The organism is Oryzifoliimicrobium ureilyticum, assembly GCF_037199735.1.
GTDB lineage: Bacteria > Pseudomonadota > Alphaproteobacteria > Rhizobiales > Rhizobiaceae > Rhizobium > Rhizobium ureilyticus.
The window spans coordinates 25,200-50,608 of record NZ_JBBBVQ010000007.1 but is presented as its reverse complement, the minus strand read 5'-3'; the positions used below and the strand labels follow the sequence as shown (position 1 = coordinate 50,608).

Genomic DNA, 25,409 nt, shown 5'->3' with positions numbered 1-25,409 from the left:
AAGAGCTTGGATCAATCATCGGCCGGTTCGCCCCCTCAGGCGGCCGGCACCTTCACAATTCATCGAAGTTACCGTCTGAAACGGTTTTAAGTGCGGGAGGCCCCGATGGCCACTGTCCTTGATTCTGTCCGTGCATTTTTTGCACCTTCTTTTACCATCGACCGGGAAAATGCCGGTGACGTGCTTTCCCGCGAGAGCCTTCTCGACAGCGCAATGGGTGCTGGTCGCCGACGCAAGTCCTCTGAAAAGTTGCGTCGCGGCCGTATTCCTGCGGAAGGTCTGGCGCTTGTTGCGCGCGATCGCGACGGGCATCTGATTGGGACGGTGCGTCTTTGGAACGTAGAAGCTGGCGTCAACGCAGATGGGCGCCCGGTTGACGCATTGCTGCTCGGCCCTCTGGCGGTCGATCCAGACCAAAAGGGCGCTGGCATCGGTTCGGCCTTGATGAAGGCTGCCATCGTCGAGGCAAAAAAGCGCGGGCATGGCGCGATCCTGTTGGTGGGCGATGCGCCTTACTACAACCGCTTCGGGTTCGAGAGCGAAACCTGCGCGCATCTGGTAATGCCCGGACCTTTCGAGCGTTCGAGGTTCCTCGCGCTTGAATTGATCGACGGTTGGCTTGCCGGTGCAGCTGGCGTTCTCGTGCCGTCCGGCCGCAAGCTTTCGGCTCCGCTCCGCTATAGAGCCGCCTAATAAAAAGAGCCCCTTGCAAATGCAGGGGCTCTTTTCTTGATTCGATCAACGCTAAGATTACGCAGCGATATCGACGATCCCGCAGTCGCCGGCCTCAGATGCAAATGCCAGCAGCTTACCATTGGCGCTCCAGCTCATTGCTGTGATCGCGCCCTTGCCGGGACGTCGTAAGAGCGCTTCCTTGTTGTCGGCTAGCCGGACGGCGAGGATCATCCCGTCGATGAATCCAATCGCAAGAATGTCTTCCGCCGGATGGAATTTCACGGCGGTCGCCATGATGTTGGCACGCGTTCCAAGTTCAAGAGGCGCTTTTCCCATGGGGCCGTCCTTGCCTTGGAATGGCCAGACAATTGCGGCAGGCGCGCCGGAGGATGCGAGCCATTTTCCCTTTGCGGACCATGAAAGCGATTTGACCTTGGCCGGGTAGCCGGTCATGCGCATATGCCGGGCCTCGGCACCAGCCTTGCTATCAAGTTTCCACCCATGCAGGGCATTTTCCTGCATGGTCGTAACGAGAAAGGCGCCATCAGGAGAGAAGGTAACCCCCGTATGAGCGCCCTTCCATTCCAGATCAGCAGGAGGAGATTGCATTGCTGCCCAGTGCAATGAGACACCGTTGTAGCGAGCCGCGGCGATGCGTAGACCCTTCGGCGCGAAGGCGAGGCCCTCAACGGTTCTCTCTTCGGCAAACTCTTTCGTTTCCCCGCTGGATAGTTTCACGAAAGCACTCTTGCCGACCGAATAGGCGATCGCTTCCTGTGGACCAGCGGCGACATTGGTGATCCATTTGCGCGGGACGGCGGCGAGCTCTTTGATGCTCCCATCATTGGCAATGGTCATGACCTTGCCGTCTTCGCCGCCGGAAATCAGCCGCTGCTTGTAGGGGTCGCGGACGCAACTGGCCATGCCCTGATGCGCTTCAACGACCTTTTCTCCGCCATCGATGAGATGGAAGCTGCCAGAGGCATTTGCGAAAAACGGCACGTCACCTAAAAATTCGACGGCCAGAATATGGCCGTCGAGATCCAGCGGAGCAACGGTTGGCATCAGGCTGATGCCTCGCATGCCTTGAATGATGATTCCAGCTTTTCCCTGTCAAGTTCGCGCCCGATAAAGACGAGGCGCGTCTCGCGCTTTTCGCCGTCTTTCCACGCCCGCTGATGGTCGCCTTCGATGATCATGTGTACACCTTGAACGACATAACGCTCCGGGTCGTCCTTGAAGGCAATGATCCCTTTGAGGCGCAGGATATTTGGTCCCTGCGTCTGTGTTACACGCTGAATCCACTGGAAGAAGCGGTCCGGGTTCATTTCTTTGCCACGCAGCGACACAGATTGCACGGTTACATCGTGGATTGGCGACATTTCACCATGATGGTGATGATGCTCATGATCATGCTCATGGCTATGATGGTCATGGTCATGATCGTGCGCATGGTGGTGATGGTCGTGATCGTGGTCATGATGATGGTGGTCGCAATCTGGACCGCAGACATGGTCTTCGTGTCCATGTTCTAGGAAGTGTGGATCGTTTTCGAGAGCCCGTTCCAGATTGAAAGCACCCTGGTCGAGAACGCGGGCAAGATCAACGCCCGAACGGCTGGTCTTATAGATCCGTGCGGAAGGGTTGATGGCGCGCACGACATCTTCAATCTGGGCAAGCTCGTCTGACGAAACGAGGTCGGTCTTGTTAATGACAACGACGTCGGCGAAGGCGATTTGGTCCTCGGCTTCGCGGCTGTCTTTCAAACGCAGCGGTAAATGCTTTGCATCGACCAAGGCCACGACAGCGTCGAGCTCGGTTTTGGCACGCACGTCATCGTCCATGAAGAACGTCTGGGCGACTGGAACAGGATCAGCGAGCCCAGTTGTCTCAACGATGATACCGTCGAAACGGCCGGGACGGCGCATCAGTCCTTCGACGACACGGATGAGATCGCCACGAACGGTGCAGCAAATGCACCCGTTGTTCATCTCATAGATTTCCTCGTCCGATTCAACAATGAGGTCGTTGTCGATCCCGATCTCACCAAATTCGTTGACGATCACGGCATACTTCTTGCCGTGCGACTCAGTCAGGATTCTGTTCAGGAGCGTTGTCTTGCCCGCGCCGAGATAACCGGTAAGGACTGTCACAGGAATGGGCTTTTGGGTGGAAACAGCGTCGGTCATGATAACCTCGAAAGCTTTCAGGGGGCTCTACGCCGAAATGGCGAAGATATAAACTCGTTGGACCATATAAGGAGCTGCGGTTTGCAGTTCAAAGCTTTTTGTATGTTATAAGATCACATTCTTGTCGTGCGGGCTTCGAAGCCAGGGCTCGTCAAATTGCGCGATGTCTCGGAAAAGTTCGACTAGCCCGCGAACAGCATGTGTGAGTAGTTTTTCGCCCTTCTTGGCGCTTGCTTTTGAGGCATCTCCGGCTGCGCCTTCTCGATTGAGGTCGGTCATCATCCAGCCGAAGGCGTGGGGACCATAAGCGCGAAGATGACGAAACCGTTGTTCGAAAACGCTTTGACGGGAGGAGAACGAAGCCGCGCGGCTCATGTCGACCTTGTCAGGATGAAGCGCCAACATCACGGATGTCTCGACATCGCCAGCGTGAATATCGATAGCCTTTTCTTGAGGCGGGATGACCTCAGCTGGAATGCCAAACCGCGTCCAACTCGTCGCAACAGCCAGAATTCCAAGGCGCCGCCTCGCTTCCATGGCCACGATCGCCATTAGGGGGCTGTTGCCGCCATGTGCATTCAGCATCACGAATTTCTTGATGCCGGCTGCCGAAAGCTCTTGGGCGATTGTCAGCCACCGCTCGATGGCTTCGCTATAGGTAAGGCTCTGGGTTCCGCTGATATCCATATGCTCCGGTGAATAGCCGATCGGCTCGACCGGCAGGAAGGTCACCGGCAAGTCGGAGGGCAATTCGCGCTCCAGTCGCTCGACGATACCTGCTGCGATTAGCGTATCCGTCTCAAAGGGCAGATGTGGTCCATGTTGTTCATGCGCACCGAGCGGAAGAACGGCAATCCAGGCCTTGCGATCATCTGCGGGTAATTTTGGGTCATTGTCCGCAAAGCGACGGCATGGAAGATGCATTATTGTCATGCCTCTTGTTTATGACGGGAAGCTGGGCGATGTCATATCGCTGTTTTATCAATGCTTAAAGAGCAAGGCCGGGTGATGGGGAAGAAGAACAAGGACAAGGACGCAAAGAAGAACAAGGGACGGAAGAAAGACCAGACCGAATATACACTAATGGATCTGAGCCCTGCATTGACCCAGGCAGCACGTTCGATGCGTACGGTATTGTCCCGAAACCTTCTTCATAGTGGACTCTATGCCGGACAGGATGGCGTCATTCTGTCCCTTGCCGAAGCGGACGGCATGACCGCCGGAGCACTGGCACAAAAGCTTGGTGTCAAGGCGCCGACGATGACCCGCACAATCGGCCGAATGGAGGCGCAGGGTTTTTTGGAACGCAAGCCTGACCCCGACGATGCGCGTTTGACGAAGGTCTATCTTACAGAGCTTGGACGCAGCAGCGTTACTGCGATTTCCAACGCAGCCTCTTCCTGTGACGCGATGGCCACCCAGAACTTCTCCGATAAAGAAATTCGCAATCTCGTGCGCCTTCTCAGGGCAATTGACGCCAATTTGCAGGCGGAGGCCTATCAGCTCGAAGAAGCTGAGGAAGACTAGAGGCCGCGAACCACCTTGCAGCACGACGAAAGCGAATGGGACCACTGTCCGCGCAGAGCGCTTTAAAATCTACCTCTATTTTAAAGAAAGTATTTAAACAGAAGGGATTTTTGGCTAAAGACTTTAATTCAGGACGTTGGGAAGAGGGTCCTGGATGCACGGAGGACGCATGGCACAGAAGGTGAAGCTTTCCACGATCGCGGAAACACTCGGGATTTCCACAGCAACTGTATCGCTGGCGCTCCGCGATAGCCCCCTCGTTGCTGGACTGACGCGAGAGAAGATCAAGGAACAGGCTCGTGCACTTGGTTATATCTACAATCGTAGAGCCGCCAGTCTGCGCACCTCTCGCTCTGGTATTATCGGCGTTGTCGTTCATGACATCATGAACCCCTTTTATGGGGAGATCTTGAAGGCAATCGAGAGCGAGCTTGATCGCAGCAGACATACCTTTCTTTTGTCCAATCATTACGATTCGGTGGAGAAACAGCGCAATTTCCTGGAGACCCTCCTGCAACTAGGGGCTGATGGCGTCATCATGTCGCCAGCAATCGGCACGCCCATGGAAGATATGCAGCTTGCCGAAGATAACGGGATGGCGCCTATTCTTGTGGCGCGCTCGCTTGAAGGGTCGGATCTGCCCACATATCGCGGCGATGACAGCTACGGCATCTCGCTGGCGACCAATCATCTAATCGGGCTCGGACACACCTCCATCGCGATGATCGGAGGAACCGATCAAACCTCGACAGGCCGCGATCGCTACCAAGGCTATGTTAACGCGCTTCGCAAAGCCGGTATCGATGTGGATCCTGATCTGCGTATTCCCGGTCCTCGTTCGATGCAGGGGGGCTTTGAGGCGGCAGTGCATTTTCTATCTTTGCCGCAAAAGCCGACAGCCGCCGTCTGCTGGAACGACCTTGTTGCCATCGGTCTGATGAATGGCATCTTCCGTGCCGGATTGGTGCCTGGGAAAGATATTTCCGTTACGGGATATGACGATCTGGAAGAAGCTTCGATCTCGATGCCGGCATTGACGACTGTATCGAACGGCCAAGCTGAGGTCGGCCGCCTTGCAGCCCGCGCTCTGCTTGATCGCCTCGCTGGCAGCCATGAGCCCGACGGCATCCATCTCATCAAGCCTGAGATGCGCATCCGCCAGTCAACCAGCCCCTATCGCCCTCGCACCTAACCTGTCTTCCATCTCATGAACACATCACGCTGCCTTGCGGGATGCATTGCTGTATTAGGTGTTTTGGAATTTCGGTTTGATTTTCGAGACGATGCTATAGGTTTGCAGACTTGAATGATTTGTCACTGAATAGCCCGCGACGCGGAAGGAAGCCTCATGACCAAGCCTGCGATAATTGCCGTTGGAAAATTGCATGATCGCGTAATCGAGCGTTTGGAGGATCATTTTGAGATGTTACGGCCGGCATCGCTTGACGATGTTTCTCCCAATGATGCTTCAAGGGTCGAAGGGGCAGCCGTCAGCGGTGGATTTAACGCAGCCGCCTTCCAGAGATTTCCAAATTTGAAGATCCTCTCAAGCTTCGGCGTGGGCTATGACGCGATAGACGTCAAAACGGCAGCCGAAAAAGGCGTTGTTGTCACCAACACGCCGGATGTCCTCAACGATGAAGTTGCGGACACCGCTATCGGCCTTTTGCTTAATACAATCCGTGAATTGCCACGGGCCGAAGCCTGGCTTCGGGATGGGCATTGGAAGCCTGGGGCTTCCTATCCGCTGACGAGGTTTTCGCTGAAGGGCCGGCATGTCGGGCTTTTCGGTTTGGGTCGCATCGGCGAAGAGATCGCTGCCCGGCTTGAGCCGTTCAAGGTCAAGATCAGCTATCATACGCGCCACCGTAAAGATGGCGTAGCTTACGATTATTACGCCAGCCTCAAGGCGCTTGCCGAAGCGGTAGACACCTTGATCGCCATCGTTCCCAAAACCGAGCAGACCCATAAGGTCATCAATGCCGAGATCCTGTCAGCTTTGGGCAAAGACGGCATCTTGATCAATGTCGGCAGGGGCTGGAGCGTCGATGAGGACGCACTTGTCGCGGCTCTTGGCGCAGGGCAACTCGGTGCTGCCGGCCTCGATGTTTTTTACAACGAACCCGAGGTGCCTCAAGCCCTCTTGTCGATGTCAAATGTCGTTCTTTTGCCCCATGTGGCATCGGCATCTATGCCGACAAGGCGCGCCATGGCTGACTTGGTCGCAGATAACCTGATCTCATGGTTCAAAAACGGCAAGGCGATAACACCCGTGCCCGAAACACCACAGCGTTGAGGCCGTAGTCTGCGCGAATTGGCGCGGTCTTCTTCGCGTTCGGCTACCGTTGCTGACGAGTTTCAAAATAGGCTTGCGCAGCGGCCCCGAAGGCTGCGAATATAGCGTGGGAGGGTTTGTCCGTCTCCGCCCAATATTCCGGATGCCATTGAACGCCGACGGCAAAGGCTTTGGCGTCAATCACGGAAACAGCCTCGATCGTTCCATCGTCTGCCAGCGCCTCCACTTGAAGGCGCGGCGCAATGTCGGCAATCGCCTGGCGATGAAGCGAGTTCACTTGTATCTCGCCGGCACCGATAATCGATGCGATGCAAGAGCCTTCTTTGACAAACACGCTCTGGCGAATGCGATACATACCGTCGCGGTCAACATCGGATGGCTTGCGGTGATCCCAATTCCCAGGCTGTTCCTGAATCTCTCGCGCGAGGGAGCCGCCGAGGGCAACGTTCAACTCCTGAATTCCACGGCAGATCGCAAGCAGCGGGATAGCCCGTTCGATTGCTCTTCGAATGAGCGGTAACGTGGTTGCGTCACGCGCGGGGTCGAATGGTCCGTCGGTCTCACGCGCTTGTGCTCCATAAAGGGAGGGATGCACATTGCTTGCTGAGCCTGAAACAAGAACGCCGTCGACCCGATCAAGCAAGGCATCGATGTCATGGCCATTCTCAAGAGCGGGAACGATCATGGCCATGACGCCAGCGGCGTTTACGGCAGCGCGCACATATTGATGCTGGACGGCATGCCATATGGTCCCATCAAAGCTGCGGATGTCTGCAGGAATTGCGACGATGGGCTTGGCTGTCATCTTCTGTTCCATGCTTATATGTGAGACTTGAGACCGCGATCTGAATTAACAGAAATGCCGCATTAGGGGCAAAGATCTTTAGACCGATCGCTTCTTGGTATCGTCATCTTTCAATTGGATAAGTTGTCAAGCTTGAAAGGCTTTTTCCAGCGTGCTTAGCTCTGTCGTCCGGCTATGAGCACCCTGTGGACCTGGAGGATAATGATGCGCCGACGTTCCTTCATGACAAGAGCAGGTGCCGTGTTGACTGCCGGTGCGCTAGCTAGTCCCGCTATTGCGCAGGAAAACCCCAAGCTTCAGTGGAAGATGGCCTCCTCTTTTCCGAAGAGCTTGGACACGATATACGGCGGCATCAATGATATCGCACTTCATCTTGCAGCGGCGACGGACGGCAACTTCACAATCGACGTTGTCGACCCGGGTGATGCCGGCGAGTCTGAGGCATCGCTGCTGAATAGCGTGAGGGCCGGGACGGTTGATGCGCTTCACACATGCTCCTATTACTTCCTTACCACAGATCCCACCTATGCCATCGGCACAGCTCTCCCATTCGGTTTGAACGCACGCCTCAGCAATGCGTGGCTGTTTGAGGGCGGTGGCAACGCGCTGCTGAACGACTTCTATGCGACGCAGGGACTTTATGCTCTACCAGCAGGAAACACCGGTGCACAAATGGGCGGATGGTTTCGAAAGGAAATCAATACGCTGGATGACCTCAAGGGTGTGAAGATGCGAATTGCCGGCCTCGGGGGGCAAATCATCAGCAAGCTTGGCGTCGCTATCGACCAGCTGGCTGGCAACGATATCTACTCCGCTTTTGAAAAGGGTACGATCGACGCGGCGGAGTTTGTTGGCCCCTATGACGATCTCAAACTCGGCCTGCAGAAAATTTCGAAGTTCTATTATTATCCCGGCTGGTGGGAAGGCGCGACCGTCGTGCATGCCTTCTTCAATCTGCAAAAGTGGGCTAGCCTCCCCAAAAGGTACCAAGCCTGTCTCAGCGATGCCTGTGCATTCGCCAATATGAACATGTTAGCAAAGTATGATCAAAAGAATCCGCAGGCATTGAAGCAACTCGCCGGCGGCGATGTGAGCTTGCGTCCTTTCAGTCAAGACATCATGGACGCGGCATTCCAGGCCTCACAAGCCGTCTTCCGTGAGTTGTCCACCTCGAACCAATCTTTTAAAAAAATATACGATCATCAGATTGCGTTTCGTCGAGACGCGTATTTGTGGATGCAGCTTTCAGAATATACGTTTGACACCTACATGATGATACAGCAACGTGCAGGAAAGCTGTAGCGTAAGATCGGTTGCAACGCCTCCCTATCAATAAGCTCAGTCCGTTTATTATTGTTGCGACTCGAAAAATTTGTCACTGACATTAAGCGAATTGTTGAGGCGAGCTTTATTCTGTCTGGCGGGTCTTTACGTTCGTAGACAAAATAGATCCACATTCGGTTGGGGCGGAAATCAAATCTTAATTGGTTACCCTTAGCGTCGGTGCGATTAGGGAAATTGAAATAAATGAAATCGTCTCGCCCGGACCGGGTTCCGAAAGATGTGTATCTCTCATTTATCCGTTCCCTATTCGGGAACCGCGGGACCCTTGTAGCCGGCGTTATCGTCCACGTAGCCGCGTTTCTTGCCGTAGCCGTTAAGCTTTCAATTCCACTATACTACTATTTCGCCGCTGGCATTTTTTTCGTTTTTGTTATGCGGATGATTTCCTTCCGCAACTTTTATCGCATCGACCCGACTCGGTTGTCGTACTCACAGATCGAGCGCTGGGAGAACATTTATGTTGTTGGTGCCGCCGCCACAACAGCGACACTTGGAATCGCCAGTGCCTATGCGATTTTCATTATCAGGGATAGCTTCGCACAGTTGACATGCGTTGCCGTCACTTTCGCTTCGCTTGCGTCTATCGTGGGCCGCAATTACGGCTCCCATAAAGCTGTTGATATGCAAACGCTGGCATGCTGTTTTCCGATGATCGTCGGCTGTATGCTTGCTCAGGATCTGTATCTGACAGTACTTGCAAGTTTCCTCGTCCCCTTCGTCCTGACGACTAGAAGCATGGCAAACGGGATAAGAAATTTTCTCTACGAGAACGTTATTGCACGTCGCGAAATTACGATAATTGCGGATCGCTTCGATGTGGCTCTTAATAACATGCCACATGGACTTGTTATGGTTGATAGGAGCAACCGTATCCAGGTCATCAACCGCAAAGCTTGCGACCTGCTGAAAATAGGAGATCCAGACCGGCTTAAGGACAGAGACCTGGGTGTCGTGCTTCGTTACGGGGCGCGTTACAGCTTCATGAATGCATCTCAACCAGATCTTATCCTGCGACAGATGGCTCAGGTTTCCGAAGGAAGAATTTCCCGGATTCTGGTGCAATTTCCTGAAAGTCTTTCGCTGGAGTTCTCAGCCAATCGTATGAAGGACGGTGGCGCAGTTCTCATATTTGAGGATGTTTCTAGCCGAGTTCAGGCAGAGCAAAAGATATTACAGATGGTGCGTTTTGATGGACTGACCGGTCTTCCCAACCGGCAGTATTTCTCGCAACTCGTGCAAGATCATCTGACGGACAAGTCGAAGACCGATGAGCTTGTTGGCTTCATGATCGTTGATGTCGACGACTTCAAGCATGTCAATGACCTCAGAGGACATGTCACTGGCGACCGATTGTTGTGCGCATTGTCCGCGCGAATGCAGGCTGCTTTAAAGGACGCTATTGTCGGTCGTCTGATGGGAGATGAATTCATAATTTTCTTTTCCTCAACATCAGGGCGCGGTGCTTTGGAGGCAGAAATCCGCCGCGTTCACGCCGCGCTTCAGGGTCTTTACAATATTGACGGCGACAGCATCGGCGTTTCCCTCAGTGCCGGATATGTGATTCTTAAAGGTCGCGATTATTCGATGGAGGAATGCAGCGTAAAGGCAGATCTTGCACTTTTCGAAAGCAAGGCAAGGCTGCGAGGCGGCATCACCGGCTTCGAAAAAGAGATGGACGGCCGTTATGTTGAACAGCAGAAACTGAAGGCAGATCTAAGAAACGCAATCGCCGCTGAAGAACTTAGCCTTGTTTATCAGCCGATGTATACTGCCGACGGTTCCAAGATCGAGTGTGCTGAAGCCTTAGCGCGGTGGATCCATCCACAGAAAGGCGCCATAGCTCCGGACATTTTCATCAGGCTGGCCGAGGACATGGGCATTATATCCGAGATCACGGAATTCGTTCTCTTTAAGGCTTGTCGCGAATGCAAGACATGGCCCGACGACCTTTCGGTATCTGTCAATCTTTCCGCGCGTGATTTGCGTGACACGGATATCATCGCACTCGTGAATGCTGCTTTAACGGCGTCTGGGCTGCCCTCATCAAGGCTGCATCTCGAAATTACGGAAAGTTGTTTGATCGAAGAGCCGGCAACGGTTCGCTCTATCCTGGCAAAGCTTAGATCGCAGGGTATCACGATCGCAATTGACGATTTTGGAACTGGATTCTCAAGCCTTAGTTATCTCGACACATTGCCGCTCGATGTCGTAAAAATAGACAGGTCGTTCGTGCGCAACATTGTTGAGGATACGCGTCGCTTAAAACTGCTGAGAGGAACGGTGAACCTTGCGCGTGAACTTGGTCTTGCCATTGTTACAGAAGGTGTGGAGACGAAAGAGCAGCTAAGGCTGATTAACGAGTACCAGAGCACCGATCTTGTGCAAGGTTATGTTTTCTCACCGCCAGTGCCTTCGGAAACAATTGGCTCGCTGGTGCGCGGTCTTGCCGCGAGAAATTCAAGTCCTCGCGTTGCCTGATTAAGACGTTCTTGGTTGTGTCGGCGCTGTAAACTTTCTTCTAGTTGCGCTGTTAACCTTAACCAATGATGTTGTCATCTCATCGCGTGAATTCAATTGATCCGTGCATCGGTTTACTATGTTTAATAAACCGTTAATTCCGATGTGCAGGATGTTAAGGATGACAAGCTCCCTCAGAACAGATGGCTTTAGCAGGCGAATACTTGAAGCGCTCGACCATGTTGAATATCGACGGGTCGAAACTAGCGAAGATATGGAGGCCATTGAGCGCCTAAGATACAAGGCCTACAAATCGAAGCAGATGATTTCCGTCTCGAGCCACACACAGGTAGACGAGGTGGATTTCGACAGCCACGCTTATGTGTTCGGCATCTACTACTATGAGGAATTAGTCAGCACCATTCGCCTCCATCATGTGACGCCAGACCATCGCGTCTCTCAATCCGGCCGAATGTTTCCCGACGAGATTACTGCGTTCCTTGATGCTGGCCTGACCCTTATCGATGCGGCTCGTTTCGCCGCTGATCCGGACATTCATGAAGATCTGCCTTGGCTGCCCTACCTAACGTTGAGGCCATCTATCGTGGCTGCAGCATTTTTTCGGTCGGACCGCGTCCTGCAACCTATTCGCCCCCCACATGCAGCGTTCTACAAAAGGGTGTTTTATGCAGAGCCGGTTGCTGCCGTGAAGCCTGTCAAAATTTATGATTTTGACGTGATGTTGATGGCGACAAACGTACTCGGTGTTGGCCGAAAATTACTGACGCGCTATCCCTTCTTCATTTCCAGTGCCAGTGAGCAGCGGATGATGTTTGCGCGCGATGAAGTCCATTCACTGAACTCGCTGAACATCATACCGACCGCACGCTTCGTACCAGAAGGGGAGCTGGGAACGGATCTTGTTCTTTGATTAGGCTGCATAGGAGTGCAGGTTCTGTCCTGTTTCACGATTTCGGTTGTGATACCGGTTTGATCAGCCCCTGCGGCAATTAGGACAGAGCATCCGATTGCGTTGAAACGGTCCCTTGTGTATCTCTTATCGGGGAGAGGGATTCCGTTTATCCCACGACGGAAATTTGGATGGAGGAACCAATGGCGGAACATCAAACAGGGCCGGTCGAGCTCGGCGCTCCAATGGACTATAACGAGCACCAAAAGACCTACAGCCTTTTTCTTTCAAGTTTCAAATACGGAACTTTGTTTGTTGCCGCCTTGTTGCTCGGAATGCTGTCAGGACTGATCGCGGGCGCCGGCTTTCTGGCAGGCATCTTGACCTTCCTGATCGTGCTGGTCGTGGGCCTTTTTGTTCTAAGGTAAGCCGGTTTCGAGTCCGGAATGCTGTATCCACTTGTGCGGTACGTCAAGAAGTTGCGAGAGGGAACCAGCATCTTCGGACAACCCGTCCTGAATGCGAACAGCATGAGAATGCGCCCAGAAGCGTGATCTCAGGCAGTTGATTTCGAGATGCTTACCTTAGATTTTGCCGTATGGTACTGGCCGTTGTCGGCCTATGTCGCTGACATCGAGCGACGAAACTTATCCCGTTTGCTGCAATTCACGCTGCGTCATTGTTTTTATGCGCAGAGCGTTCGAATGAGGTGCGCGGTGCTGTGAGCACCCAGACAAGCCCCTCAGGGCGAAAGTCCACGTCGACATTGCCGCCGAAACTTGAGCTCGCGTGCAGCTTGATGACCGTCGTGCCGAAGCCAGTTTTGGAGGGGGACTTCACCGTTGGCCCACCAGTTTCCTCCCAAACGAACTGCAGGCAGATACGTCCATCCTGCTCGACTTGATCCCATCTGAGACGAATACGGCCGTTCGCGGTGGACAGGGCCCCATACTTCAGCGAGTTGGTTGCGAGCTCGTGAAGCGCGAGGCCAAGGTTCTGGACGGCTTCAGGCTTCAGCAATAAGTCCTCACCGCCGATTTCCATTTGTTCGGCCGCCTGCGGAAAGGCCGCTAGGTGGATGTCGACAACCCGCCTCAGAGACGCGCCAGACCATTGTTCGCTGGTCAGTAGTTCTATCGAGCGCACGAGCCCGTCCAGTCGGTGGCCGACAGCATCTTGAAAATCCTGGACATTATCCGACTGCCGAGCGATCTGCCGCATCATGGCCTGAGCCAAGGTCAGTAGGTTCTTCGTTCGATGGATCAGTTCATGCATAATGAAATGCAGTCTGTCTTCGGCCTGATGGCGATCGAAAGACGCATTTGAGAGCGCGATTGCGACCTGGTTCGCTTCGGTTACGCTTGTCTCGGCCGGTGAGACGATCTCGCCGGAGCCGATGCGGTCTGCCATTGAGGCAATTTCTCGGATTGTGGATCGCACCTGACGGGCGACGATATAACAGCCGAGAACCGCGACGAGCATAAGCATGACCCCGCCAACGATCAGAAAACGCCATGTCGTCAAGATCGACGCCTGCGCTGTTGCGATTGGCCCCCACACCACAGCCTTCCAGGAGGATCCGGGAATAGAAGCATAGCCAAGCATCATATCCGGCATGATCTTGTGGTCTTCGAAGATCCCGCTGTAGAGGTTGAGGTGAGGCAGGATACGTGCATCGAATGGCGAGCCGAGTTCGATCTTAAGGTTTGGATCGGCAGCAACGATATTGCCGTCCTGATCGATAATTTCCGCCGACCAGCGTTCTGAAAGGCCTTCTGTCGTCACCAGACGCGCAAGATCTCGTGCTCTTTGCCCCATGACGAGCGCGCCCACGCGTCCGCGTTCGACCGGCATAATAACATTGAATGCCCAGTCTTGAGCAGACTTGCTCATGAAGACGTTCGAGACCTGAATGCGCTTGTTGGCAAGCGCCTGCTTGTAGCGGTCTATATCAGAAATCACGGGGAGAGGGTTTCCAAAAGGAAGCCGTGTATTCAACATCTGCTGGCCGGCCGGATCGACAGCGATCAAATAGATGTTGTTGCCAGTCAGGATCGTTTCTGTGCGGTCGTAAAAGACTTTGAGATCGCCGGATTCCAGTTCAGGCGCAGAAGACAGAAGCCTCAGCGTCGTCGCCATTTCCTGCAATTGCCTGTCGATGGTTTGAGCAAGTGCGCGTGCGTCCTCGGCGGTTTCCTGACGCAGAATTCGCCGCTGGTTCGCTTCCAGCTGAGCAAGAAGAAGTCCAACAAAAACGAATATCGGAATCACGATCGCGAGCACCATCGCGATCAAGTAGGTGCCGATGGAAGCTTTTGGGAAGAAACGCCAGCGCCTGTTCATTAAGGGCGCATCAAAGCAGAGGAGGCCTGCTGTTTGATCTGATTGTCTCACTGCCGGCTGCAGGATCAGAAGACCACATAAACTTGCCCTCATTAATTGCCGGACCCACGATTCCGGCACCCCAATAGTTTGCTATGTTAAAGAGGCGTTTTGCAGCTTGCAACCGATGACAGCGAACCAAAGTGTCAGATCTTTTTGCCGCGGCATGCGTCAGGACCCAAAGAGGATTGTGGGACAAGCGATGTCTCGTTCAGAAGACCCAACTATCCGGGTCAAACGGGATTTTGGAAACGTGAAGGTCGGAAGGGGCTGAGATCGACGTTGGTTTCCAGAGACAGGATCTCTGCTGCGCAGACGTCACCCACGATCGGGGCGAGTGTGACGCCCGAATGCAGGATTGTCAGATAAAGACCAGATAATATGCTCTCGCCAATGATGGGAAGGCCGTCTTCGGGTGTCGGCCGATAGCCCACGGTGTAAAAGTCAAACGACAGATCATCGCCGTTTTTCAATGCCGCGCGCAGTGTCGAGAACAACTGCTGGGCAGCAGCGTCAGCATCATCGCCAGGATCGGCGCCACCGAAATTGGCACCAGCGATTATCCGTCCTTCTGCTGTCTGCCGCATATGCAGCTTATCAGCCATCACCAAACCCGTCAGAATTTTGGGGCTTGGCCTGGAATGGACGATCAGGCCCGGCGGCGTTTTCAGGGGAAGGTCTATGCCCACAGTTGCGGCAAGCGCCGCACTTCCGGCGCCGGCAGCCAGGACAATATGATCGGCTTCCAGCAAGCCTTCCGAAGTCACGAGGCCGGAAATCCGGCCGCCTGCCTGGATAAAGCCGCTCACGGTTCCAGTCATCAAGCGAGCGCCGCGTGATGCGGCATCCGCCATTAGCATGCGTGTTGCACTCACTGGTTCCAGCGCACCTTCTTCCTCGACCAAAAGAGCTTGTTCGGGAATGTCGGCGAGGGCAGGCTCACGCACGGAAATGGCTGGTGCATCCAGCATCTTTATGCCGTAGCCCCACGCGCTATGCTGGACGCGGTAGGCTTCAAGTTCGGTCGGCGGAAGGTCCCAGCAGAGACCACCGCACCATTGAACCGGCAAGCCGGGAAGGGCGGCGGCAATATCGTGCCACATCCGCATGGATCTCTGTCGAAATCGAAAGTAAAATTCAGGATTGCCCCAGCTTGCATTGATCCAGGCAAAGGAGGCTGGCGTTGCAACGCCGCCCTCTATCTCGGAGATAAGGACGACCTCTGCGCCCTTGTTGACAAGATGCCAAGCCACCGACGCGCCGATGATTCCTCCTCCAACAACCACGACACGTTTTGGTGCAGACATCACGGTCCTTTCAGCATCGGCTTTAAACCCCGGTCGATCCTTAGTCAGCTTTAGGCGTCGAGGATCACGCCTAAGGCGTTCTCCGTCCAACGCTCTACCTCAACGACGCGTTAGGGGATCAGTATCCCCGACCTCAGCCCGCGCCTGATACACGAGCGAGACCGTCTTTCGCAGGCTGGTATTTCGGATCGAGGCCGACGGCATGGCGGTAAGAGCGAGCTGCCTTTGCTTTATCGCCACGGCGCTCATAGACCAGCGCCTGATTCGCCCAGGATTCGGCTAGATTCCCGTTGAGCTCGATGGCGTGGTTGAAGTCTGCAAAGGCGTTGTCGTCGTCGTTCAGCGCGATATAGGAAATACCGCGGCCGTTGTAGGGCTCGGGAGAATTCGGCGACAAGGAGATCGCCTTCGAAAAATCGTCGATCGCCTTATCCTGCTGATTGCGCTTCTGATAGATCAGGCCGCGATTGTGATAGGCGCGTCCATCGGTCGTGCCGAGCTGAATTGCCTTCGAAAAATCGTTGAAGGCAGCGTCATCCTGTCCGGCGGTGCGATAGACATTCCCGCGGCCAATCAAGGCTACATCGTAATTCGGATTGATCTGTAGTGCGGCCGTATAATCCTGAACGGCCTGCTGCTGCTGGCCCATGTTGCGATAGACAAGGGCGCGGTTTGCATAGGCCTGGTAAAATTTGGGATTGAGTTGCAGCGCAGTATTAAAGTCGGCCAGCGCCCGTTTAAAGTCGCCGCCGCGGCCATAAGCCGATCCACGGACATTATAGCCTTCCGGATCGCGGGGATTTGCGTTGATGACCGAAGTCAGGGAGGAAATATTCTGTTCCGAACTCTGCGCCTTGTCGATCTGGATGACCGCATCCGATGTATTGCTTGTCGCGCAGCCAGACATCGTCAACATCGCGCCGATGATCATCAGTGGGACAGCCCGTGCTCCTCGGGCATACAGGCCGCGGGTCGAAAGGAAGATATCCGGCATTCTGGCTCGCTTTTCCAAGACCACGCCTGACTGTGACGTGGGAGTATCGACGATGAACTGAAAGGGCGGCGGCGACATCAATCGCCCCCGCCCTCAATGTACCGTGAAAACGTCGAAAAAACGACGCAAGTCTTACCGTGCGACTAAACCTTCGCGCTGAGCACGCTTGCGAGCCAGCTTGCGAACACGACGAACAGCTTCAGCCTTCTCGCGAGCACGCTTCTGCGACGGCTTCTCGTAGTAGTCGCGCATTTTCATTTCGCGGAAGATACCTTCGCGCTGCATCTTCTTCTTAAGAGCGCGGAGGGCCTGATCGACATTGTTATCGCGGACGAGTACCTGCACGAGAATCACGTTCCTTTAGTTGTTGGTTGGCGCCGGCGGCGACAGGGCGCCAGAGGCAAAACAATAGTGTTCGCTTGGCCGCAGCCTCGCGATTGGGATTGGCGATACCAGATCATCTTGGCGAAGTCCAGATGTTGGATGGGCGAATGCGGGAAATTTATGCCGAAAGTCGTGTGCTCTGTTACGTATAGGTTGGTCTCGCGGCGTAGTGAAGCATTTCACTGCGCCTTTGGTCGATTCGCGACGGGCTCCTCTCGTATAAAGCGGAAAACTCCTTTGATGCTTGCCTGCGTCGCTGTCGAAACAAAGGTGCTTGGCGTCGCAAAGGAAACATTGCCTCAGCCCTGGATTTGCGATTTATGGCAGGTCAAGGGCTTCCTTCGAGGATGAGAGGGCGAATGCGCAAATACTCCGTTTTTGCAGTGGCGAGAGAGGCTTTCCGGGCCCACAAGGGCTGGGAACGGCAATGGGTGTCGCCTGAGCCGCGCTCTCAATACGACGTGATCATCATCGGCGGAGGTGGGCATGGCCTTGGGGCCGCTTATTACCTTGCCAAGGAGCACGGCATCACGAATGTCGCAGTCATCGAAAAGGGATGGCTTGGCGGTGGCAATACTGGACGTAACACCACGATCATTCGCTCCAACTATCTCTATGAAGAGAGCATGGACATTTACGAGCATTCGCTCAAGCTCTGGGAAGGGCTGAGCCAGGAGCTCAATTACAATGTCATGTATTCGCCGCGCGGCGTTATGATGTTGTCGCACAACACGCACGACCAGCAATCGTTCAAGCGCCATATCAATGCGAACCGGCTTTATGGAATCGACAATCAATGGCTGACGCCAGAGCAGGCCAGAGCTTATTGTCCGCCTCTCGATATTTCCGCGACGGCGCGTTATCCCATCAATGGCGCTGCCCTGCAGCGACGCGGCGGAACTGCGCGGCACGATGCCGTCGCTTGGGGCTATGCGCGCGCGGCATCGGATCGCGGCGTTCACATTATCCAGAACTGCGAAGTCACCGGCATCAGGCGTGCGGCGGATGGCCGCGTGAGCGGAGTCGAGACGACCCGCGGCTTTATCGGCGCAAACAAGGTCGGCGTTTCCGCGTCCGGCCACAACACAGCGATCATGGCGATGGCCGATGTGCGCGTGCCGCTCGTCAGCAACCCCCTGCAGGCACTCGTGTCCGAGCCGCTGAAGCCCATCTTCCCCTGCGTGGTAATGTCGAATACGGTTCACGCTTATATTTCACAGTCAGACAAAGGCGAACTGGTGATCGGTGCAGGCACTGACCAGTATGTGTCCTATTCGCAGACTGGTGGATTGCAAATTATCACGCATACGCTTGATGCGATCTGCGAGCTGTTCCCGATCTTTCGCCGCGTCAAGATGATGCGCCAGTGGGGCGGCATTACCGACAACACGCCTGATCGCTCGGCCATCCAGTCCAAGACGCCGGTGCAGGGGCTTTATGTCAATTGCGGCTGGGGAACCGGCGGCTTTAAAGCAACCCCGGGTTCAGCCCATCTTTTTGCGCATCTTATTGCACGCGATGAGCCACACCGTCTCGGAGCGGGTCTTTCGCTTGACCGGTTCACGAGCGGCCGTCTCATTGATGAGGCCGCTGCCGCGGCCGTAGCGCACTAATCGGGAGGGTGAAAGATGCTGCTTATTCACTGCCCTTATTGTAAGGAAGACCGCTCGGAACTGGAGTTCCACGCGGCTGGCGAAGCGCATATTGCGCGTCCTGAAAATATCGCGTCGATTTCAGATGAAGCCTTCGCTCAATATTTCTTCCTGCGCGATAATCCAAAGGGCTTGATCTACGAACGCTGGCGGCATCTGCACGGATGTGGCCGCTTCTTCAATGCCGTGCGCCACACTGTCACGGATCGTTTCGTGATGACCTATCCTGCCGGTGCTCCCAAGCCTAACCTCAACGATGACGGCAGTTTGCGTGTCGACGTCGAAACCTATGAAGCGACTGAAGGAGACGCCCGATGAGCGGCGCCAATCGCATTCCAGGAAAAGGTCGGTTGACGCCTGCCAGAACCGCCCGCTTCTCCTTCGACGGACGAACCTACACCGCTCTTGAGGGGGACACCGTTGCGTCGGCCTTGTTGGCGAACGGTGTTCACCTGGTTGGTCGGTCGTTCAAATACCATCGTCCGCGCGGTATATTATCGGCGGGCGCAGAAGAGCCGAATGCTCTGATCGATGTGTCGCGGGATGCTGCGCGCAAGCAGCCCAATGTCCGCGCAACAGTCCAGGAAGTCTTTGATGGCATGCTGGTCAAATCGCAGAACAGGTATCCATCGCTTGCCTTCGATATAGGCGGCATCAACGATGTCTTGTCACCCTTCTTTGCAGCCGGCTTCTACTACAAGACTTTTATGTGGCCGAAGGCCGCTTGGAAGCATCTTTATGAGCCCGTCATCCGCCGGGCAGCAGGACTTGGGGTTGCTCCCCAGGAGGCCGACCCGGACCGTTATGCCCATCGCTATGCGCATTGCGATGTTCTCATCGTGGGCGCAGGCGTTGCCGGATTGTCGGCAGCGCTGTCTGCAGCGCAGACCGGTGCAGACGTGATCGTTTGCGATGAGCAGGCAGATGTGGGCGGCGCCTTGCGCTACCAATCGGATGTTATGATTGAGGGCCTCGATGGCTATGCCTGGGCGCAGAAAACTGCCGCCTCGCTGCGAGCTATGGAAAATGTTACCTTTCTGACCAGGACGACGGCCTTCGGCTATTACAATCACAACTTTGTAGCGCTCGCCGAGCGCGTCACCGATCACCTAGCCCGCCCGTCCCGCCATCTGCCGCGCGAGCGCCTTTGGCAGGTGCGTGCAAAGCGTGTCGTCCTGGCCAATGGTGCCATCGAGCGCGCCATGGTTTTCCCCAATAATGATCGCCCGGGGATCATGTTGGCTTCCGCCGCCAGAACCTATCTCAACCATTATGGTGTCGCGGTTGGCGCTAAGGTCGGCGTCTTTACAGCGCATGATTCGGCTTATGAAGCCGCTTTCGATCTTTTCCGCGCAGGTGTTGCAATCCCGGCGATCGTAGACAGCAGGCCATCGCCTGGACAAGATGTGCTGGCGGAAGCGCGGGCACTTGGAATTGAAGTGCTGACGGGCCATTCGGTTGTCGATACGGCTGGCAGACTTCGCATTTCATCCATGATGGTCGCCCGCAACGGGAGCAAGGCCACGCGGCGCATTGCTGTCGATGCGTTGATCGTCTCTGCCGGCTGGACGCCCTCGGTTCATCTTTTCTCTCAGTCGCGTGGAAAAGTTTCGTTCGATCACGAAACGCAGCGCTTCCTTCCAGGAACCTATGCACAGGACTGCATTTGCGTCGGCGCTTGCAATGGAACCGATGATTTGCAGGCAGCGGTGGACGAGGCAATTGCGTCAGGCCAGGCCATGGCCGAGGCCGCTGGAAAGACTGGCGGGACACCCCTGCAGTTGGAGGCAAAGCAACGTTTCAACTGGACTGGCGGGATGATCGGCGCTTCGCAAGGAGCAGGGCCTGAAACAAGTGCGAAAGCCTTCATCGACTTCCAGCACGATGTCTGCGCCAAAGATATTCGCCTCGCCGTACGCGAAGGTATGCATTCGATCGAGCACATCAAACGCTTTACCACGAATGGCATGGCGTCCGACCAGGGCAAGCTTTCCAACATGCACGGACTTGCAATCGCTGCTGAAGCCTTACAGCGTGAGATCCCACAGGTTGGGCTCACAACCTTCCGGGCACCCTATACGCCTGTTACATACGGGACGCTTGTTGGCCATTCGCGCGGCGACCTCTTCGACCCGGCGCGCAAAACCCCAATGCATGCTTTCGAAGAAGAAAAGGGCGCTGTCTTCGAAGACGTTGGCAATTGGAAGCGCGCTTGGTTCTATCCTCGAGCAGGTGAGACGATGCATCACGCCGTCAACCGCGAATGCAAGACCGCTCGTACCTCCGCCGGCATTTTCGACGCTTCGACCCTTGGCAAGATCGAGGTTGTCGGCCCCGATGCGGCCGCCTTCCTCAATCTCATGTACACCAACGCATGGGATACGCTGAAGCCGGGCCGTTGTCGCTACGGTATCATGTGCCGAGAAGATGGTTTTGTTTACGACGATGGCGTGGTCGGACGGCTTGCCGAGGATCGCTTCCATGTCACTACGACCACTGGCGGCGCGCCGCGCGTGCTCAATCATATGGAAGACTATCTGCAGACGGAATTTCCGCATCTTAAAGTGTGGCTAACCTCTGTTACAGAGCAGTGGGCGGTCATCGCCGTACAGGGCCCCAATGCACGAGAGATCGTTTCGCCTCTTGTCGAAGGCGTCGATCTTTCGAATGAGGCCTTTCCGCACATGAGCGTTGCAGAATGCAAGGTTTGCGGCGTGCCGGCGCGGCTTTTCCGTGTCTCGTTTACGGGTGAGGTTGGCTTTGAGATCAACGTGCCGGCCGACTATGGCGCCGCGGTCATGGAGGCAATCTGGGAAAGGGCCGAGCCACTTGGAGCCTGCCTCTACGGCACAGAAACTATGCATGTCCTGCGCGCCGAGAAGGGCTATATCATCGTTGGCCAGGATACCGACGGCACGGTGACACCCGATGATGCAGGCCTTGGCTGGGCGGTATCGAAGAAGAAAGCGGATTTCGTTGGCATTCGTGGCCTGAAGCGACCTGATCTCGCCCAGGAGGGACGCAAGCAACTGGTCGGGTTGTTAACGAAGGATCCAGCCACCGTGTTGGAAGAAGGCGCTCAAATCGTCGCGGATCCAAACCAAACGAAGCCGATGACGATGCTGGGCCACGTGACATCCGCCTATTGGTCAGAAAATCTCGGGCGGTCGATCGCCTTCGCATTGGTTGCAGGTGGGCGCAGCCGCGCAGGCCAAACACTCTATGTACCCATGTCGGACAAGACGATTGCGGTCGAGGTGACGGATATGGTGTTCTTCGACAAGGATGGAGGCCGTATCAATGGCTGATCTTCACACTGCACAGCGCCGGCCTGTTCTGGATGGTCGGCACGGAGGTTCATCTGCTGTCCGGCTTATGCCGGTTGCACCGGCTTCGCGTGTGTCGCTCCGCGCGCCGGCTCAATCCATTGCCGCACTGTCGGCCGCTCTTTCTTTGCCGCTGCCAAGCGAGCCAAAGACCTCCAGCCGAATGTCTGATCGTTGGGCACTTTGGCTGGGACCCGATGAATGGCTGCTTATCGATGGGGAAGGTGCCGATCTGATGGCAGCCCTGTCAGCGACCGGGGCGCTTCATGCTGCCACCGATGTTTCACATCGCAATATGGCGATCCTAGTCTCGGGTCCGGGAGCGGAAGCAACTCTCTCAGCAGCATGTCCGCAAGATCTGTCGCTGAAAGCGTTTCCGGTCGGTGCGTGCTCCAGAACGGTCTTCGGCAAAGCCGAAGTCGTCCTGCTGCGGGTTGAGGACGAGGTATTTCGGGTAGAGTTTTGGCGCTCCTTCGCGGAATATGTCTTTGGCCTGTTGGAAGAGGCGTCGCTCGACTCTGCGATCTAGCAATGGATTGTGGATTCGAGCGAGGATCGACAGCCTTTCAGGCGCCATAAGCCACGCACCCTCTTAATTTATCCGTCGACCGGTCGATCCTTCGGGTCAAACTGAACGATGGTGATCCAGGTCGCCGTCAAAGCCGGTTTCCGCTCGTTTTCGATCTCGATGGTCACGTCATAAGTGGTCATCAGCATCCCTGCGCCACGGAACCTCGCATCTGCCAGAACAAAGCGTCCACGGATGCGACTGCCTGCCTTCACCGGAGACATGAAGCGAACACGGTCAAAGCCGTAATTGATCCCCATTGTCTGTTCGCGGATCGTCGGCAGGCAATTGTAGTTCAACATGGAAAGAAGCGAAAGCGTCAAGAAACCGTGGGCGATCGTACCGCCAAATGGGCTTTCTACCGCTGCGCGCTCAGGATCGACATGGATGAACTGGTGATCGTCCGTCGCCTTGGCAAAGTCATTGATCCTGGCTTGATCCACAACCACCCAATCCGAAACGCCCGTCTCGGTTCCAACCAGCCCGCTGATCTCCGCGAGCGCGATTTCCTTTGCCATGCCATTCCCCATGCAGTGAGCTTTGCTGCAAAGGCTTTAACGTGCATTTGCGACGATTACGATACGGTTTAGCGTAACTCTGTTAGCAGGCTTAATATTCAAGGAAGAAGGAAACGGAACGAGGAGGAACAGCTGTCATCTGGTCGATCGGCTGCTCTCCGGTTTCATCAAGGCGGTGCCACCGCCCGCTTCTGTCGAGATGGGACAGATTGATGTCGAGTGTGAGCCATGACCGATTGAAGGCGATCGCGATCCTCGCCTGCCGATTTAGCGCTGCATCATGTGTCCGTAAGATCATCATCATGCCAGGTTGATCGGCACCTTCCCATTCGCCGACGCTCATCGGCATGCCGCTCGGCGACAGCCATTCCACGTCGCCGTGGCTCGAGAAGAACGCGACGTCGGACAATGCTGAAAACCGCCGCCGCAGCTTGGCGAGGAAGCCGGTATGTCGGAGCAGCTCCTCGTCGAGTCGAGACCAATCCATCCAGGTAATTTCGTTGTCCTGGCAATAGGCATTGTTATTGCCCCGCTGCGTGCGCCCTGCCTCGTCACCCGCTGTCAACATGATATGACCACGCGTAGAAAACAAAGTTGATAGCAATGCCTTGATGTCGCGCATTCGGTGCTGGACGATATCGGGCGACGACGTTTCGCCTTCCTCACCGTTGTTCCAGGAATGATTGTCGTTGTGCCCGTCGCGATTGTCCTCACCATTGGCCTCGTTATGCTTATGCGCGTAGGAAACGAGATCCTTCAGCGTAAAACCGTCATGCGCGGCAAGGAAGTTCACGCTTCGCGAAGCTTCTTCACCATGTCGACCGAAAAGATCGGAAGAGCCTGCGAGCGCTGTTGCAAGCGCTCCGGTCAGGCCGGCATCGCCACGCCAGTAACGGCGCAGATCGTCGCGCACGCGGTCGTTCCACTCGAGAAAGGGCTGCGGGAAATTACCGAGTTGATAGCCACCAGGACCGATGTCCCAGGGCTCGGCGATCAAAATGCGATCCGAAAGAATTGGATCCGCAATGATGGCCTTTAATGTTTCCGAGTCGCGATGAAAACCGGTGGCGCTTCGCCCGATAATGGTCGCAAGGTCGAACCGGAACCCGTCAACACCGGCATACCTTACAAAGTGACGAAGGCTGTCCACAATCAGCGTGCGGACTTGAGGATTGTCGCAGGCCAGCGTGTTGCCGGTTCCGGTATCGTTGATCAGCTCGCCCGGCTGCCCTTCAGCATATCGGTAATAAGTAAGGTTATCGAGGCCGCGCATCGAAAGGGTCGATCCAAACCGGTCGCTTTCGCCGGTGTGGTTGAAAACAAGATCGAGGATCACGCCGATCCCTTCGGCATGCAACTTAGCGACGGTGTCTTGAAGCTCAGCGACACCACCTGGCGCAAGGCGCGGATCAATCGCCATCAACGCTATCGGATTATAACCCCAGCCATTCGAGAGCCCGAGTGGCGGCAAATGACGTTCGTCGATCCACGCGACGATCGGCAGGAGCTCGATGGCATCAACGCCAATTTCTTTAAAATGCGCGATCACGGCTGGATGTGAAAGAGCTGCAATCGTCCCGCGTTGGCTTTCCGGCACGCTGGGATGCCGCATAGTAAAGGCACGAACGGCGAGCTCGTAAATGAAGCCACCCTTCGGCAACAGCGGGCGCTGCTGCGGCGCCTCAATCATTTTGCGAACGACGGTTTTCGGCACCAGAGACGCAGTATCTTCGCCGACGGTCCCCAGCAGCGGATCATAGACGAACTGTCGGTCGAGTTCGGCGGCGTAGGGGTCGACCAAAAGCTTGGACGGATCGAACCAATGGCCTTGATCAGGATCGTAGGTACCGTGCGCACGAAAGCCGTATTGAAGGCCTTCTCTGGCGCCTTCGACAAAAAGGCTGTGGCTGCCATCATCGGCGCGTTTCATCGGCAGCCGTGTCTCGCGACCGCCATCGGTGAACAGGCAAAGCTCAATCTTCGTCGCATATCTTGAGAAGACGACAAATTTCACGCCGTCTTCCAAGATTATGGCGCCGTATTCCGGATCTTTGCCTGCTTCCATTTCCGTTGCC

The 25,409-nt window shown here is 55.3% G+C and carries 22 protein-coding genes; 12 read left to right on the top strand and 10 right to left on the bottom strand.

All coding sequences use genetic code 11. The features are described 5' to 3' along the window. Nucleotides 1-105 precede the first annotated feature (105 nt). Nucleotides 106-693, top strand: coding sequence for a GNAT family N-acetyltransferase (locus tag VQ830_RS11345; protein WP_337268220.1), 588 nt, complete (start codon nucleotides 106-108; stop codon nucleotides 691-693). Nucleotides 694-750: 57 nt separating this feature from the next. Here the strand turns inward: VQ830_RS11345 and VQ830_RS11340 are convergent, their stop codons facing one another. The 3 genes from VQ830_RS11340 to VQ830_RS11330 all read right to left on the bottom strand — a co-directional run bounded on the left by VQ830_RS11340 (nucleotide 751) and on the right by VQ830_RS11330 (nucleotide 3,788). Then, complete coding sequence (locus tag VQ830_RS11340; RefSeq protein WP_337268219.1) at nucleotides 751-1,740, bottom strand: WD40 repeat domain-containing protein; 990 nt, start codon at nucleotides 1,738-1,740, stop codon at nucleotides 751-753. Beyond that, complete coding sequence (locus tag VQ830_RS11335) at nucleotides 1,740-2,864, bottom strand: CobW family GTP-binding protein (protein ID WP_337268218.1); 1,125 nt, start codon at nucleotides 2,862-2,864, stop codon at nucleotides 1,740-1,742. The genes VQ830_RS11340 and VQ830_RS11335 overlap by 1 nt, the downstream gene beginning before the upstream one ends. Before the next feature lie 105 nt (nucleotides 2,865-2,969). Next, the gene (locus VQ830_RS11330; RefSeq protein ID WP_337268217.1) at nucleotides 2,970-3,788 is read right to left on the bottom strand and encodes a creatininase family protein; all 819 of its coding nucleotides are present in this window, start codon (nucleotides 3,786-3,788) and stop codon (nucleotides 2,970-2,972) included. A gap of 84 nt (nucleotides 3,789-3,872) precedes the next feature. Here VQ830_RS11330 and VQ830_RS11325 point away from each other — a divergent pair, with 84 nt between their 5' ends. The 3 genes from VQ830_RS11325 (at nucleotide 3,873) to VQ830_RS11315 (ending at nucleotide 6,687) form a co-directional block, all read left to right on the top strand. Then, nucleotides 3,873-4,391 (top strand): MarR family winged helix-turn-helix transcriptional regulator, encoded by a 519-nt coding sequence (locus tag VQ830_RS11325; protein ID WP_337268216.1) that lies wholly within the window; start codon nucleotides 3,873-3,875, stop codon nucleotides 4,389-4,391. A gap of 169 nt (nucleotides 4,392-4,560) precedes the next feature. Next, nucleotides 4,561-5,583 carry a LacI family DNA-binding transcriptional regulator gene (locus VQ830_RS11320; RefSeq protein ID WP_337268215.1) on the top strand — a complete coding sequence of 341 codons (1,023 nt, stop codon included), beginning with the start codon at nucleotides 4,561-4,563 and terminating at the stop codon, nucleotides 5,581-5,583. A 156-nt stretch (nucleotides 5,584-5,739) separates the two neighbouring features. Then, nucleotides 5,740-6,687 carry a 2-hydroxyacid dehydrogenase gene (locus VQ830_RS11315; RefSeq protein ID WP_337268214.1) on the top strand — a complete coding sequence of 316 codons (948 nt, stop codon included), beginning with the start codon at nucleotides 5,740-5,742 and terminating at the stop codon, nucleotides 6,685-6,687. 43 nt (nucleotides 6,688-6,730) lie between these two features. Here VQ830_RS11315 and VQ830_RS11310 read toward each other — a convergent pair whose 3' ends face one another. Beyond that, complete coding sequence (locus VQ830_RS11310; RefSeq protein ID WP_337268213.1) at nucleotides 6,731-7,492, bottom strand: gamma-glutamyl-gamma-aminobutyrate hydrolase family protein; 762 nt, start codon at nucleotides 7,490-7,492, stop codon at nucleotides 6,731-6,733. Between the two features lie 204 nt (nucleotides 7,493-7,696). Here VQ830_RS11310 and VQ830_RS11305 point away from each other — a divergent pair, with 204 nt between their 5' ends. The 4 genes from VQ830_RS11305 (at nucleotide 7,697) to VQ830_RS11290 (ending at nucleotide 12,631) form a co-directional block, all read left to right on the top strand. After that, nucleotides 7,697-8,794, top strand: coding sequence for a TRAP transporter substrate-binding protein (locus VQ830_RS11305; RefSeq protein ID WP_337268212.1), 1,098 nt, complete (start codon nucleotides 7,697-7,699; stop codon nucleotides 8,792-8,794). A gap of 225 nt (nucleotides 8,795-9,019) precedes the next feature. Further along, nucleotides 9,020-11,314: a putative bifunctional diguanylate cyclase/phosphodiesterase gene (locus VQ830_RS11300; protein WP_337268211.1), complete on the top strand. Its 2,295-nt coding sequence runs from the start codon at nucleotides 9,020-9,022 to the stop codon at nucleotides 11,312-11,314. A gap of 160 nt (nucleotides 11,315-11,474) precedes the next feature. Next, entirely contained in the window at nucleotides 11,475-12,224 is a 750-nt protein-coding gene (locus VQ830_RS11295; protein ID WP_337268210.1) for an N-acyl amino acid synthase FeeM domain-containing protein, read from the top strand. Between the two features lie 182 nt (nucleotides 12,225-12,406). Then, a complete protein-coding gene (locus VQ830_RS11290; RefSeq protein WP_337268209.1) occupies nucleotides 12,407-12,631 on the top strand; it encodes an aa3-type cytochrome c oxidase subunit IV in 225 nt (74 codons plus the stop codon). A gap of 238 nt (nucleotides 12,632-12,869) precedes the next feature. On the opposite strand, the gene VQ830_RS11285 is transcribed toward VQ830_RS11290, so the two are convergent. The 4 genes from VQ830_RS11285 to rpsU all read right to left on the bottom strand — a co-directional run bounded on the left by VQ830_RS11285 (nucleotide 12,870) and on the right by rpsU (nucleotide 17,231). After that, nucleotides 12,870-14,546, bottom strand: a complete 1,677-nt coding sequence (locus VQ830_RS11285) for a sensor histidine kinase (RefSeq protein WP_337268208.1) — start codon at nucleotides 14,544-14,546, stop codon at nucleotides 12,870-12,872. 272 nt (nucleotides 14,547-14,818) lie between these two features. Next, a complete protein-coding gene (locus VQ830_RS11280; RefSeq protein ID WP_337268207.1) occupies nucleotides 14,819-15,892 on the bottom strand; it encodes an NAD(P)/FAD-dependent oxidoreductase in 1,074 nt (357 codons plus the stop codon). A 133-nt stretch (nucleotides 15,893-16,025) separates the two neighbouring features. Further along, nucleotides 16,026-16,886, bottom strand: a complete 861-nt coding sequence (locus VQ830_RS11275) for a tetratricopeptide repeat protein (RefSeq protein WP_438617781.1) — start codon at nucleotides 16,884-16,886, stop codon at nucleotides 16,026-16,028. A 132-nt stretch (nucleotides 16,887-17,018) separates the two neighbouring features. After that, entirely contained in the window at nucleotides 17,019-17,231 is a 213-nt protein-coding gene (gene rpsU, locus VQ830_RS11270) for a 30S ribosomal protein S21 (protein ID WP_003585885.1), read from the bottom strand. Between the two features lie 398 nt (nucleotides 17,232-17,629). Here rpsU and VQ830_RS11265 point away from each other — a divergent pair, with 398 nt between their 5' ends. Genes VQ830_RS11265 through VQ830_RS11250 form a run of 4 tightly spaced genes read left to right on the top strand, consistent with a single transcriptional unit; the run spans nucleotide 17,630 to nucleotide 22,777 of the window. Next, entirely contained in the window at nucleotides 17,630-18,883 is a 1,254-nt protein-coding gene (locus tag VQ830_RS11265; protein ID WP_337268206.1) for a sarcosine oxidase subunit beta family protein, read from the top strand. Between the two features lie 15 nt (nucleotides 18,884-18,898). Next, on the top strand, nucleotides 18,899-19,240 hold the full coding sequence (locus VQ830_RS11260; protein ID WP_337268205.1) for a sarcosine oxidase subunit delta: 342 nt from the start codon (nucleotides 18,899-18,901) through the stop codon (nucleotides 19,238-19,240). Next, nucleotides 19,237-22,230 carry a sarcosine oxidase subunit alpha gene (locus VQ830_RS11255; protein WP_337268204.1) on the top strand — a complete coding sequence of 998 codons (2,994 nt, stop codon included), beginning with the start codon at nucleotides 19,237-19,239 and terminating at the stop codon, nucleotides 22,228-22,230. The genes VQ830_RS11260 and VQ830_RS11255 overlap by 4 nt, the downstream gene beginning before the upstream one ends. After that, the gene (locus VQ830_RS11250; RefSeq protein WP_337268203.1) at nucleotides 22,223-22,777 is read left to right on the top strand and encodes a sarcosine oxidase subunit gamma; all 555 of its coding nucleotides are present in this window, start codon (nucleotides 22,223-22,225) and stop codon (nucleotides 22,775-22,777) included. Before VQ830_RS11255 ends, VQ830_RS11250 begins: the two co-directional genes overlap by 8 nt. Before the next feature lie 68 nt (nucleotides 22,778-22,845). On the opposite strand, the gene VQ830_RS11245 is transcribed toward VQ830_RS11250, so the two are convergent. Continuing rightward, nucleotides 22,846-23,334, bottom strand: a complete 489-nt coding sequence (locus VQ830_RS11245) for a MaoC family dehydratase (RefSeq protein ID WP_337268202.1) — start codon at nucleotides 23,332-23,334, stop codon at nucleotides 22,846-22,848. A gap of 91 nt (nucleotides 23,335-23,425) precedes the next feature. Then, entirely contained in the window at nucleotides 23,426-25,399 is a 1,974-nt protein-coding gene (glgX, locus tag VQ830_RS11240; RefSeq protein WP_337268201.1) for a glycogen debranching protein GlgX, read from the bottom strand. Between the last annotated feature and the right edge of the window lie 10 nt (nucleotides 25,400-25,409).